Annotated in this window: 12 protein-coding genes; 1 reads left to right on the top strand and 11 read right to left on the bottom strand. The window is 43.5% G+C overall.

Features of this window, described 5'->3' with window-relative positions:
• Positions 1–162: 162 nt before the first annotated feature.
• Entirely contained in the window at positions 163–1,602 is a 1,440-nt protein-coding gene (cls, locus tag DMB88_RS06580; RefSeq protein ID WP_128100710.1) for a cardiolipin synthase, read from the bottom strand.
• 362 nt (positions 1,603–1,964) lie between these two features.
• On the opposite strand from cls, the gene DMB88_RS06575 reads away from it, so the two are divergent.
• Positions 1,965–3,311 (top strand): hemolysin family protein, encoded by a 1,347-nt coding sequence (locus tag DMB88_RS06575; RefSeq protein WP_128100709.1) that lies wholly within the window; start codon positions 1,965–1,967, stop codon positions 3,309–3,311.
• Positions 3,312–3,388: 77 nt separating this feature from the next.
• On the opposite strand, the gene DMB88_RS06570 is transcribed toward DMB88_RS06575, so the two are convergent.
• From DMB88_RS06570 to DMB88_RS06525, 10 genes are all read right to left on the bottom strand, one after another.
• Positions 3,389–4,978 (bottom strand): alpha/beta hydrolase family protein, encoded by a 1,590-nt coding sequence (locus DMB88_RS06570; protein WP_128100708.1) that lies wholly within the window; start codon positions 4,976–4,978, stop codon positions 3,389–3,391.
• Between the two features lie 48 nt (positions 4,979–5,026).
• A complete protein-coding gene (locus tag DMB88_RS06565; protein WP_128100707.1) occupies positions 5,027–6,127 on the bottom strand; it encodes a DUF1648 domain-containing protein in 1,101 nt (366 codons plus the stop codon).
• Positions 6,128–6,149: 22 nt separating this feature from the next.
• A complete protein-coding gene (locus DMB88_RS06560) occupies positions 6,150–6,545 on the bottom strand; it encodes a GntR family transcriptional regulator (RefSeq protein WP_128100706.1) in 396 nt (131 codons plus the stop codon).
• A gap of 204 nt (positions 6,546–6,749) precedes the next feature.
• Entirely contained in the window at positions 6,750–7,802 is a 1,053-nt protein-coding gene (locus tag DMB88_RS06555; RefSeq protein WP_368028321.1) for an AI-2E family transporter, read from the bottom strand.
• A gap of 420 nt (positions 7,803–8,222) precedes the next feature.
• Positions 8,223–9,008 carry an ABC transporter permease gene (locus DMB88_RS06550; RefSeq protein WP_128100705.1) on the bottom strand — a complete coding sequence of 262 codons (786 nt, stop codon included), beginning with the start codon at positions 9,006–9,008 and terminating at the stop codon, positions 8,223–8,225.
• Positions 9,001–9,909 carry an ABC transporter ATP-binding protein gene (locus DMB88_RS06545; protein ID WP_128100704.1) on the bottom strand — a complete coding sequence of 303 codons (909 nt, stop codon included), beginning with the start codon at positions 9,907–9,909 and terminating at the stop codon, positions 9,001–9,003. The genes DMB88_RS06550 and DMB88_RS06545 overlap by 8 nt, the downstream gene beginning before the upstream one ends.
• A gap of 546 nt (positions 9,910–10,455) precedes the next feature.
• Positions 10,456–10,971: a hypothetical protein gene (locus DMB88_RS06540; protein ID WP_128100703.1), complete on the bottom strand. Its 516-nt coding sequence runs from the start codon at positions 10,969–10,971 to the stop codon at positions 10,456–10,458.
• Between the two features lie 95 nt (positions 10,972–11,066).
• Complete coding sequence (locus DMB88_RS06535) at positions 11,067–11,642, bottom strand: VanZ family protein (RefSeq protein WP_164848625.1); 576 nt, start codon at positions 11,640–11,642, stop codon at positions 11,067–11,069.
• Between the two features lie 44 nt (positions 11,643–11,686).
• Positions 11,687–12,781, bottom strand: a complete 1,095-nt coding sequence (locus tag DMB88_RS06530) for a WD40/YVTN/BNR-like repeat-containing protein (RefSeq protein ID WP_128100701.1) — start codon at positions 12,779–12,781, stop codon at positions 11,687–11,689.
• A gap of 41 nt (positions 12,782–12,822) precedes the next feature.
• Positions 12,823–13,809 (bottom strand): WD40/YVTN/BNR-like repeat-containing protein, encoded by a 987-nt coding sequence (locus DMB88_RS06525; protein WP_128100700.1) that lies wholly within the window; start codon positions 13,807–13,809, stop codon positions 12,823–12,825.
• Between the last annotated feature and the right edge of the window lie 14 nt (positions 13,810–13,823).

The following is a 13,823-nucleotide window of genomic DNA, read 5'->3' as shown; positions in this document are numbered from 1 at the left end:
GAGCAAAAGGGAGCCTGTTTTCCCGCAGACTCCCCTCCTTCGCCAAGACATGATTTATATATCTATTATATCATAAAAGATCAAATTTGAGCAAAATAGTTAGCAAAAAGAAGATAAATTCACAAAAAGTGAACTTATCTTCAGAAATCGGGCTAAAAACGGCTAAAGAAGCGGTGAAAGCATCCGAGAAAGCATTTCTGCCCCTTTTTGCCACTGTGATCTCTGCTGAAAAACCTTTACGTCGATTGTGCTGCAAACGTGCAGGTCACGTTCAAAATCTTGGATTAAATGATCCATAGCCGAAGCCTCGAACAACACGGCAGTCAATTCAAAGTTATAAAAGAAGCTCCGCATATCCATGTTTGCCGTGCCTACAGTTGCAAGCAGATCATCCACGATCATAACTTTGGCATGCACGAAGCCCTTCCGATATTGATAAAACTTCACACCTGCACGTAGCAGCTCCTCGACATAAGACAGAGAGGCCAGATGCACAAGCCGAGAATCCGATTGATATGGAATGATAATTTTCACATCCACCCCACTAACGGCTGCTGTCTTAAGTGCCTCATACAATGCAGGGTCAGGGATAAAGTAAGGAGTCGTAATATAGATTCGTTTACAAGCTACCGATATAGCACCAAAACACATCTCCTGAATCGCATCCCAGTCCTGATCCGGACCGCTGCCTAGAATCTGAATGCGTTCATCACCACTACATATATGCGGAGGGAATAGCTCTGTTAACTGCGGCTCTGTAATCTGCTCACCGGAAGCAAGCTTCCAATCGTTGAGAAATGTATTTTGCAGAAAATAGACGGCATCTCCTTCAATCTGCACATGGGTATCACGCCAAAATCCAACCTCTGGATATTGACCTAAGTAATCATCACCAACATTGATTCCGCCCACAAAGCCAATCCGTCCATCCACCACCACTATTTTGCGATGATTGCGATAGTTGACCCGGCGATCAATCGTAGCAATGAGCGGTGGAAGAAAATAATGAAACTCCACACCAGCTTCCTGAAGATTGCGGATAAAATTCCAGCTCATCTTGTGACTTCCGAGCCCATCACAGATAAAGCGAACCTTCACGCCTTCTTGCGCTTTACGGATCATCACATCTTGAAACTTCGTACCAATTACATCATCACGGAAAATATAAAATTCGACATGTAGGTGATGCTTAGCTTGTTCCATCTCTTTCAGCATTGCGGCAAATGCCTCTTCACCATTCGTTAGCACTTGGCTTCGATTGCAGCCTGTTATCGGACTTTCAGATAGATGAGATAATAAATTGAATAACCGATGCTGATGCTTAAAACGGTCATCCTTCATCTGCTGTGCATCCTCGATGATATGAGCTTGCTGCCATATCGTTTCTTTAATCTCACGAAAAATGCGTGAGCCTCCTTTACGGAGCTTTTTACGTTTATTGTAATCCTGAGCGACGAAATAATAGACAACGAAACCGATCAGGGGAACGCAAAACAAAATAAATAACCAGGCTACAGCCTTCGCCGGATTACGGAATTCCAGCAACAAAATGGTGCCTGCTTGAAAAATAAAAATAAGCAATATGATAAGCAGCCAGAACATTCAACTTCCCCCTCAGTGACAAAAACATCTTCCCGTTACACGTTCACTCCATCATCTTTGACGATTAAGCGAGTAACTAATCATAGATACCCAATGTTGACCCTAATCGTAACGTTTTGCATAGATAAAACTTTACATACGCACACTAACACTAGGACTGAAACTGAAAACAGCGTGTATATTATGACAGTGATAGGTTAAACATATCCATTCAATATACTGAGAAATGGCGGTGCAGCGCCATTCACAGCGTTTTCAGTTCCAAATACTTCCTCTGTATATAAGCTAAAGGTGGTCTTCTTACGTAAAATTAGATATAATAATCGTTAAAAACTTATTACTTAAAGGAGAAGAATAGTGTAATGGACAGTGACGGGTATGCGTTAAAATTATTTATGATTGCGTTTTTGATAGGATTATCAGCGTTCTTTGTGGCGGTGGAATTCGCCTTGGTGCGGGTACGTCCAAGCCGGATTGATCAAATGGTTGCCGAAGGGAACAAGCGTGCCTTAGCGGTGAAACAAGCAGTGGCTAATCTGGATGGATACTTGTCCGCCTGTCAGCTCGGCATTACAATCACCTCCCTGGGACTTGGTTGGCTCGGTGAACCAACCGTAGAGAAGCTGCTACATCCATTATTCGAAAGCTTGCAATTGCCTGAGGCGCTATCATCTTTCTTATCGTTTATTATCGCATTTATTGCCATTACATACTTGCATGTGGTAGTCGGCGAGCTTGCACCCAAAACGATTGCGATCCGCAAAGCCGAAACGGTTGCGCTGCTAACGTCAACACCGATCATCTGGTTTAACCGAATTATGTATCCATTTATCTGGTTATTGAACGGCTCTGCCAATCAGCTAGTTAAATTGTTCGGTATTAAACCCGCTTCTGAGCATGAAGACGCACACTCGGAGGAAGAGTTACAGATTATCATTAACGAAAGTTTCGAGAGTGGTAAGATCAATCAAGCGGAATTCGGATATGTAAGCCGAATCTTTGCCTTTGATGAAATGTTAGCTAAAGAAATTATGGTACCTCGGACTGATATGGTCTGCCTTTATCTAAATAAATCGAATCAAGAAAATCTGGATATTATTCGTGAAGAGCAATATACTCGTTTTCCTGTAGTGAATGAGAGTAAAGACGATATCATCGGAATCATTAACACCAAGCAATTTTTCTTAGAGTTGTATGGTAATGATGAGCCTGTTGACCTATCCTCCCTCATCCAGCCCGTATCGGCTGTCCATGAGACAACACCTGTCAAAGACTTGCTGAAGAAAATGCAAAAGGATGGCGTACATATCGCCGTATTGGTCGATGAGTATGGTGGGACTTCAGGGATTGTTACCATTGAGGATGTGCTTGAGCAGATCGTTGGCGAGATTCGGGATGAGTTCGATGCGGATGAAGTCGAAGACATTCAGATCATCAATGAACAATATGTCATTATGGATGGTAAAGTATCGTTGTCCAAAGTAAACGATATGTTCTTATCCAACCTCGATGCGGATGAATGGGATACCATTGGTGGTTGGTTATACAGCCATCGTCCAGAGATGAACGAACAGGAAGAATATGAATTCGAGAATCTCACCTTTGTCCTATTGGAAAAAGATAAAAACCGCTTCTATAAAGTTGCTGTCGTTCCGAAGGAACCTCTCGTCATGTCAGACTATACCGATGAAAACGAGAAAGAATCCTAGTTCAGCTGAATAAGCAACTTAACATATAACATGGAGAAGCACTTGCCTACATTGGCAAGTGCTTTTTGATATTTATTTCATTCTGATCCTAATACCCACTTCGCAATATCATCAATAATATCCTGTGAGACATTGGATGGCTGAGTGTACTCTGTGCCAATCGAAATTCCGTCATAGCTTGATAAAATATGATTTACCTTTGGATAGCTTTTGTACGTTACATTGGTATGACTTTGCAGAGCCGATTTCCAGTCCTGGAATTGCTTCATAGACACTTGCACATCATTTTCCCCTTGCATAATTAACATAGGGGTATTTTGTGTTTTTGCTAATACGGAAGGCACATAATCCCTTTGCTCATACCACCAATAAGCAGCCCCAAGCGGGAATGAGTCAGGCAGATGATCTACAGAATATTTAGGGTCTTTCACGATGGCAGCAGCATTTTTGTAAAAATCAGCTTGGAGCTTGATATTCTGCATGTCTAAACCAAGTTGTTTCACCCGATCTACCAATTCGTCCTGCTGCTCGGTGAGCGCATCTACAAAGCTACTACTTGGCGCGGCAAGCAGGATTGCGCCTGCAATGTCATCTTGTTTATCCTCTTCAATGATGAGCGGCATTACGAACCCGCCTTGGCTATGTCCGGCCACATAAATCGCTGTAGAATCAATCTGTGGATTCTTTTGGAGAAGTTGGATTGCATCTGCTACTTGATCTACACTTTCCTGCTTCAATGTGAACTTCGGCTGCGATGCAACCTTATAGGTATGTTCATAAGTAACCTTGTCATATCTTAATACGGCAATTCCTTGTGAAGCTAACCCTACGGCAAGATCGCGGAATGGCTTCGCACCACCGATAGCAGCGTCTTGATTGCTAGACCCAGAACCATGTACAAGAATGACAACGGGGAAAGCACCCTCACCCTTAGGTAAGGTAAGTGTTCCCGGTAGGGCTAATTCACCCTGACCAATCGTAATTGCTTGTTCTGTATAGGCAGAGGGCTCATCATAGCTTGGTGTTTGGTAAACATCTGGCGTAGCAGCCGCAATGTGTAAGTCATCTACAAGTCCGTTAGGATTCATTCTAACTGTAATGCTTAAACTAGTAAGCTCGGTCTTAAACGTATATGTTACATTACGATGCACCGTATTGTTTTCTACACGTTTAGTTAGGGGCTTACTTGTAATTTTGCCATTCTGCCCTTCTAATGATGCCCATAGCTGACTCAATAACGCGGGTGATAACACTCCACTCATAGAGGTATGAACATACTTAGCTGCCTCCTCACCCTTCCCCTCGCTCACAAGTGCCATAAACATATCCTCAGGTGCTTCCTTCAATGCTTCTGTAAGAAAAGCTACATCGATTAAGCTAACCCCTTTAATTAATTGAACAGGATGATTTAAGGACACTGCCTGCCCATTCACCATTGCCTGCTGCTCTCCTACTTTAACGACAATTGTAATTTCATTTTTGGTGATCGTGATATCCCCTGTTTTTTGTTGCCAGGATACCTCTGCACCATTCTTTTCGGCCATTTCACGGATTGGAACCAGCGATTCGACTTCATTAGACTCTTGTGTAGCTGCCGAGATTGATGCTACTGGTAGGATGAGACATGCGGAAATAAGGGAAATAAGTTGTTTTTTCCAATGGTTCACGATAAGAACTCCTCCTCATAATTTATTTATAAGTACATAGATGAGCATCTATTGGCTCATAACTATGCTTACAACAACAATAGCAATGATGAATAAGAACAGAACCCAAGCTGTTGGACGAGCGAAGTTAATCGTCCATCCTATTCCATATCTTTTCTCTACAGTAAAAGAAGGATCATTGGGGTTAAAATATAGGAAGCCAAGCTTCCAATATTGGTCGTCATTCACAGGCTGCTCCTTGGATCGTTTGTTATCCTCTTGATGATTACGAATGTTCCCACCGCCTTGTCTGCCTGTTAGAGACAGCAATACAGCGCCTAAAATAATCACCACAGGGATGATGAGGGTAACCGCTAACAACAAGTTCTGATTAGGGACAAACATGTTGATCTGGATGAAGGCAAATAAAATGGTAAGAAGTAACCCTGTTATGATCGAAAATAGAGACCATTTACGGCGGAATTGAATATTTTTAGCAGCAAACTGTGCAGGATCGGACGAAGCAAGCTGTTGCTTGCTTGTTTTAATACTCCAGTTCACAAACATCATGAGCGCAATCATCCCAAACTGTATGAGATTAATAGCCAGTACGGATAAGTAGGTTTTGGGAACACTTGAAGTGACATTGCCTTGAAAATCGTATTTCATTGGTATCATGCCAGGTAATGCCTCGTAATTCAGCAACGAAATGATAGCAATAGCTGCAACAATAGCAATGTGAATGGTAAACCAATAGTTGGAATAGGTAAGCTTATTTTGGCGGAAGGTGGTATCAATTCTTACTTTTTGAGGTGACGTTCCAGTTGGCAGCGTTGCCTTTATCTTTTTCATCCTGAAATGAAATGACAAACTTAGTGCTGCCCCGTACACAATGAACATGATTGTACCAACACCAGTGATCATCGCAGTAGACTCTTCATTTGCAGATGGTAGTAGATACAGACAGACCAGCATAATAACTCCATATCCAATCAAACTTAATGTAGCAAAAGTACGCCGTAGCTTGCGCAAGATTGGCGTGTAATAGTTATACTCACTTACCGTAACCCCGAAGCTAACGGTCTCTCTTGTCAAATATGGTGTAAAGGAGAGAACGACGGCTAATGGAGCAAAGATCAAAATCATCGGTAATAAGATAAATAGTTGCATACCCAACACTCCTCTAAGTCATTTATTCTTCGTTGCGACCCTCTTTTACATCATCATAGATTTTGGCTAGCACCTCTAATAGCTGTTCCATACTCATACTTCGGCAGATGGCTTCGGCAATAATCGGTCTTAATTCACTATGTTGCTTATTCAGAAATTCATCCGTTAAATCAGGCATTCCATTAGGGTTTACTACAACTCCCTTTTGTCTATGTACTTGAATGTACCCGTCTTGCTTGAGTAACGTATACGCCTTATTGACGGTATGAAGATTAACACCGATATCTGCTGCCAAATTCCGAACTGAAGGTAGAGCCTCACCTAGCTGCAACTCCCCACTAGCAATCCCTTCGATAATCTGATTAACCAGTTGTGTATAAATGGGGAGTTCAGACTGCATATCAAGTTGAATAATCAAGAGTTCACCTTCTTTTTAATATCTGTTATATACCAAGTATAACAGATAGAACAAGAATGAGTAAAGGGCATTGAAATAAAATTCAAATTAAACAACATGCTTTATTCATTCTGAGACACGTCAAATAAGCCGCATATACATCGTAAAGGGCAGCTACATGACCCTTCACAACATATATGCGGCTTACTCAGATGAACTCTTCGCTCACTCCACAGGCTCTGTCTTATCTTCCACAATCCGATAATGAATTTTACGAACAATAATCTTAAGAATCATGTATAACGGAATAACGATAATCATCCCGAGAATATTCCCCAAGTCTGCACCTACAAGAAGCAGTATAACTGTCGTTAGCGGATGAATATCCAACTTCTTCCCATACACATACGGGGAGACGAGATTATCCTGTATTTGCTGTGCAATAACAATAATAACCAGCGACCAGATCGCCATGGATGGTGATTCAATAAAACCAACGATGACAACCGGAATAGCTGCCAGAATTGCACCAACATACGGGATAAAGTTCAAAATGATGGATACCATGGTCAGTAACAGTGCGTAAGGCAAACCTAAGATAAGGAACCCGATATACATCAGAATACCAAGTGCCACGTTCACAATGACACGCCCCACAATATAATTACTTAATGCATCATCAATCTCATGAACTGTCTCTTCCCCGTCCTTACGGTAATGTCTTGGCAATAACAACGTCAGATTCGTGCCAAACTTACTGCCCTCTTTGAGCATGTAATACAGCATGATGGGAAACGTTGCGAGAATAATGACGAGATTGGATACAACCGAGAATAATCCAGCGACATAATCACTGACTTGAGTTATCCCTTGACTTAAGAAATCAGACAAACGTGAGACCAGATCGGAATCTTCAGGCAGATACCTGGAAAGGAAACCATTCTGCTCTAGTTCCGTGAGCTGATTGGTGAGTGAACTAATCAAGTCTGGTGTGTTCTCAATGAAATTCCACAGCTGCTCTCGCAGAGACGGCCAGACTAAGACGCTGAAGCCTGCAAGAATCAGAGCAATCACTACATAGATAATGATGACGGACAGCGCTCGATTCATTTTGTGCCGCTCCATATAATCGACGAGTGGACGCAGCAGATAATAGAAAAATCCTGCAATCAGTAATGGAATAATGATGATATGAATCAATGAGGTTAGCGGACGGAAAATAAAGTTTACTTTATCCCCAAATACACGATGAGCAGCAGCAAAATAATGGCTGTGCATATGCGATAAAACTTGTTGTTTACCAAGAAACGTAATCCCTCCATGCGCTGCTCTGCCAAATGCGACTGCGGCGAAATATGTAATAAAATTACAACCTGTTGACTACAGCATAGACAAATTCTCAACTTCCAAGCCATGTCTGTTGTAACATATGTACCCTGAAATACAGCTTTTGCCACAGTCCAGCTTCGTTTAAGAGAGAACAAAGAGTTTCTAGGGCGTGTCTGAAAACTCCGAAGGACGCAGATTTTGCCGAATTTTAGTTCCAAGCAAGGAAGTTTTCCGCAGGCGTGCCGGGGCACGTCAAGGGAAAGTGACGCAGCAGGGAGCGAAAAGGCGGTAAAAGATGCACTTCAGCGAGTTTTAAGACACGTCCTAATCCAACTCCCTGCTGAATAAAGAAAAAAAAGAAGCAGGCGATTAGCCTGCTACATCTCTTCTGCTGAATACAACCCACGATATAACCATGAATATGACATAGTATGCAGCCAGCACTGCAATGGAAAAACCAAGAGTCATGCCCTCTGGAACGCCTCCGCCGATCATATCAAAGACAGATCCTGAGTTCATGTATCTACTAAGATCCATGTTATTGAACAGAACATACTTCGCCCATTCATAACGCGTTGGATTGAAAATCAATGTAAAGATATTTTGTGTAAACATAATAAATAGCGATAACCCAATCGCCAGCGCTCCTGAACGAAAGACAGAGGACACCATGAAGGCAATTGCTAGTGTAATAAACAAGTCAACGTACATATAGCCCCATAATGTAAATGTCTGTCCTGTGTTTCTGGTCTCAAGATCCGTTGTGAACAGCACAGAAGACATGCCCCAGGCCAGAAGAATCACAACGAGCGTACTCAAAATGCTGAATCCAATGACCGTCAAATATTTGGACAATAAAATTTTGCTCCGCGACCATGGGCGAATTAGCAACAGCTTGATCGTTCCCCAGGTAAACTCACCTGCTACCGCTTCAGCAGCTATGACCACACAGAAGATGGTATTTAGAAAAAATACGATCTGAACGGTTGTATAGGCCGCTTCCAAGGCAGGCATATCGCTTGCCCCCAAGCCTTCTCTTAACAACAATGGCAGCAATAGCGCACTCAAAGCCAAAATGGAGAGCATAATCCAGGTTCGTGCACGACGGAATATTTTCATATTTTCATTCAATAACAGATTGCCGAAACTAACCAATACCTCCGCCCCCAGTCATTTGCAAAAATTGATCTTCTAAGGTATGGGTAACGTTACGGATACCATAAACCTGAAACCCTTCATTTACTAATCTGGCGTTCAGCTCTGGAATCTGTTCCCGAGATACGCTAACAACGATGTTACTGCCCTGAATAGTAGCTCCTGGAATGAGTTCAGCGGCACGCTGTGCATCATTAACCTCGAAGGCCACTTCGATCAGAGCATCCGCTCCCGCTTCTTGTCTCAGATTTCGCACATCGATCAGCTTACCGTTCTGAATAATGGCCACCGTATCACACATAAGCTCCATCTCTGATAATAAGTGGCTGGATACAAACACGGTAATTCCTTCTTCTCGCGTGAGCTGACGTAGATAATCTCTCAGTTCCCGAATCCCTTGTGGATCTAATCCGTTCGTAGGTTCATCCAATACGAGCAGCTTCGGTTTATGTAATATGGCTTGGGCGACCCCTAAGCGTTGACGCATTCCAAGCGAGTACGTCTTCACCTTATCGTGAATCCGTGCGGTGAGCCCAACCCGCTCAATGGTCTCCGCTATGCGCTCCTTCGTAATACCGGGTGACATGCGGGCAAAATGGACAAGATTCTGATACCCTGTGAGGAATTTGTACATTTCAGGATTCTCTACAATCGCACCAACCTCTGCGATAGCCTTCTCAAACTCCGTTTTCACACTATGCCCGGAGATCAAGATATCTCCCTTACTAATCGACATAAGTCCAACCATCATTCGGATTGTCGTTGTTTTACCTGCCCCGTTTGGTCCTAAAAAACCAAAAACCTGCCCCGGAGAAATATCCAGAGTCAGGTCGCTGACCAACGATCGGGAAGAGATAATTTTACTGACGCCCTGAAGACGGACGACTGGTTCATTCTGCATTCCAATCCCTCCCTCATCGACGGGCTTACCATTCATGCCCGTTTCTCATATGAATTCAGTGTATCATAATCTTTAGTATATTGTCCTGTAAACTGGGCATTCTCCTGTCGCTTGGTCTGAACCTGACATGTTGCGCAGCATCCTAGCGGCATCTCACTTCGATAAAAACCCGTTCGAAATACGTGATTGCTACCGCAACTCTCTCCCTGTGCTTGGTCAGAGTTACTAGCAACCGACACAATCCTCCCACAACTGACACAAAAAAAGCGACTTGATTCGATCACTGAATTCATTCCCCTCACAAGGAGCACTGAGATCCCTGTTATTTGTCGTTAGATGCTGAGAATTGATACATTTTGTATCTAATTCGTAATTTACTTGACACCGGAACTATTGTCAAGAGTTTATCGACTATAAAAAGAAAAAAACACAAAAAAAGCTCTACAAATGCGACAAAAGTCTCGCATTCATAGAGCTTATTTAAGGACTAGCGATACAATTCGGTTCATACTATGGGCATATACTAATTTGAACATTTAACATCATCTATTCACTGTGCTCCTGCCGCTGAGGCTCACCACCCGGCGGATAATACCAGAGCAATACCCATTCCTTCCCATCTTGGACGACATAACAGGTTTGAACCATATCGATTACACCAAATGTACTTTTATACTTCATCGTTACATTCATTTTGTACGCCTCTGAGAATGCATCCATGCCATCAATGATGTTGACATCAAACTCACGCTCAGGCTTCTCGATCTCCAACCCAAAGGTTTCTACACCAAAATGCTGCATAAAAATATGGGCTTTGGATTGTACATATGTGCTCTTAGGAAACCTCTCCTTCATAAGCGGGTGAAACAGCTCCCATGAGCTTCCAAAATCCCCTGTTTGCTCAAATCGATAAAATTCAACTACGACCGCTGCCGCTGTATCAGGATCACTGGCACGGAATAGATGCGGAACTGTTCTTATGATAAGCCATAACAACAGAAGTACAATGATGATAAAACCAATTTTTTTGAACAATTCGTTCCGATTTCTTCTTCGCAGCATACCTGTCCCTCCCTGTCCTCCTTCCATATCTATGATGGAGGACAAACAAGTAGAAGTTGCTACAATAACATCTGATTTCCTGGGAAATTGCGTTCCTACCGCTCAGAACGCTTACGTATACGCCTTGATCTTAATTTCCGATAGAGCGCTACGCTTGCGATCCATAACATCACACCGCAGAAACCACCAATCAGATCCACGCCCACATCTCGAATAGAAGCTGTCCGGCTCGGATTGAAATGCTGAATGTATTCATCCACTGCGGCAATGACAGTAACCACAACCAGTGCAATCCCAACACTGGTTATGGTTCTTTTTCTTAGATAACGCATCCCGCAGTAAACAAGTACACCCAGTACGGCATACACGAATACATGCGCACTTTTGCGGAATACAAACTCGGCAAAGTCTAAGGGTCGTTGATTGAGCGAATAATGATGCTCGCCATAGGTGAACTGGATATCAGGCAATGTTAACAGCCATTGAATGTTCCCAGACCATTGATGCAGCCACGGCTGAATCGTCTGCTCCTGATACGACTGCGCCGACATTGACCAGATGAACAAAATCCATGAGACGATTATAAGCGCGGTAAGCACGTATCCCCATTTCCTACGCTTATGATGATGTCGCCTCCGCCGTGAACCCTCCTCTACTAATATTGTAATCACCACTTTCATCTCTCTTTCTAACGTTCACCAAACTCAGTACAGATTTATGGAGCGAATGAGCCTGTAAATAAACCTCTACCGTTCGTGCCTACATAGACCTTTCCATACGTCTGGCGATCCGCTTTCAGCACCTGAGGTTGATTTCCAAGGCCCATTCCGGTAGCTGGTGAAATGTTCTGCCAGGTCCGTCCCATATTATCGGAACGGTAGAATCCTTTTACATTATTGACGGTTCCATAGACAAACACTGCCGGATTAAGCGTACCGGGTTTGCCTTTGCCAAAAGCAAATAATTCAGACGACTGCACATTAGGTAACTTGGTAAATGTCGTTCCAGAGCTACTAGAAGCATACAAGCCTGCATCTCCCAGGCTAACCCACACGACATTCCCTAGCCCAGGTGCAGCCTCCACCGTAATTTTCCCACCACTCGGCAATTGCTTGGAGTTGGCTTTGTACCAATTCGCCCCACCGTTGGTCGTTCGGTAAATATGACCCGCGGAATACATATAAAACTTATTTCCGTTGATTCGATCCCCGGCAAGCCTCTCATTATACGTAAATATCGAATCTGCATCATTCTCATTGGACGGAAGCCCGCTCATGCTCTGCCAGCTTACTCCCTTATTTGTGCTCCTCACGGCTTTACCGGTTTGCGGCAAATAAATGATGAGGTTCGGATTGGTGGCAGAGTATGCGACACGCCCCAATTTGGAGCCATTCGGTACATTCACAGCAGTAGCCGTCTGACCATTATCGGATGAAATATACAGTCTGGTGATGGTTCCATACCAATCGTTACTGCCCAAGAAAATCATCTTGTTCGGGTCGGCTTCGTGATAGTCGATACTGACCACTTCTTTCATGCCATCAAGCTGCAGCTTTCTGATTGGGGGACTATACACATCCGAATGGGCAAATCCAGTCTGGTCTGCGACACCACTAAAGAAAGCGATTCCTTGTGGTGGTGCTGAACCAGCTAATGCCACAAGCTCCTCATGCCCATCTGTAATGGCATCCCATTGCGTATTCTGTGCCGTAATATCATCTGTCTTGTATACACCTGACCAATCGGAAACGTATACTCTGCCAGGATGATGCGGATCAAATACAACACTTGCTGTTGCGGAAAAGAACATGTTCGATGTCCACCATGACGGTCTGTCGTTCAACGTTTTGTTTACATTAACCCAGGTCTGCCCCCATTGGTGGAACGGTACAACGGCAGATTACTGCCACCTGTTCGAACAGCAGCTAAGATATGATTTTCGTTCGAAGGGTCTACACTGATCCCATAATAGGATGAATAGGCTGAACTCGGGGTGATATTGGTCCACTGTCTGCCGTTGTATTTAAAGACACCTCTGTTATCTGTAGTTGCATACAAAATCCCACTTTTGGAAACGGTCATCCGCGCTACGCTATCTGGACTGTTCCGTATAAGTTCCCAGGCCACTTCCCCATTACTTCGTTTCATTTTGGAGAAAATGCCTACGCCCCTTATTCCTGCATACACGATTTGCTCATGCTTCGCTAATGGATTAACGCCATAGGCCACGCTGCGAATTCCCTGTCCTGCAATACCATAAGGCACTTCTCGTACGTGACTCCAGGTGCTTCCTCCGTTATTGGATACATATAAACCATTGTATCTCGTACCCACGTGCAGAAAGCTTGAGCTTGTTGGATTAACTGCAATATTCTCACCCATGGCTCTATGAATATTACCATTGGAGACATTACGCAAATTCAATCCCGTTCGTGTCCACGTTGCACCCCGGTCTGTCGATTTCAGCACATCACTAGGACTTCCATTCGCATACTTCCCGGCAGCAACATAGACGATATCCGGATTCTGATGATCCAATGCAATTCCATCTATGCCATACAGATTGCTTTCATTCGATTCGACATGATCCAATAACGGAATCCATCTGTTATTCGCCGGATCAAGTCGATATACGCCCCCAATGTCTGTACGAGCATAGATTAAGTCAGGCTCGGTAGGGTGAATAACAATCCCTGTAATGTAACCTCCACCGCCAACGGGGATCGAATTCCATTGATAACTTTCAGCAGACTGAACTACATTTGTCGTGGTTGGAATCATAAGTGTGTACATTAATACTACGATCAGTGCTAATTTAGGCAGTCTGAACCTTCGCATGTGGTTCACCCCCA

Origin of the sequence: Paenibacillus sp. DCT19, assembly GCF_003268635.1 — a bacterium.
Taxonomy (GTDB): Bacteria; Bacillota; Bacilli; order Paenibacillales; family Paenibacillaceae; genus Paenibacillus.
Note: the sequence above shows the minus strand (reverse complement) of the source record. Positions and strands in the feature narration are given on the sequence as shown.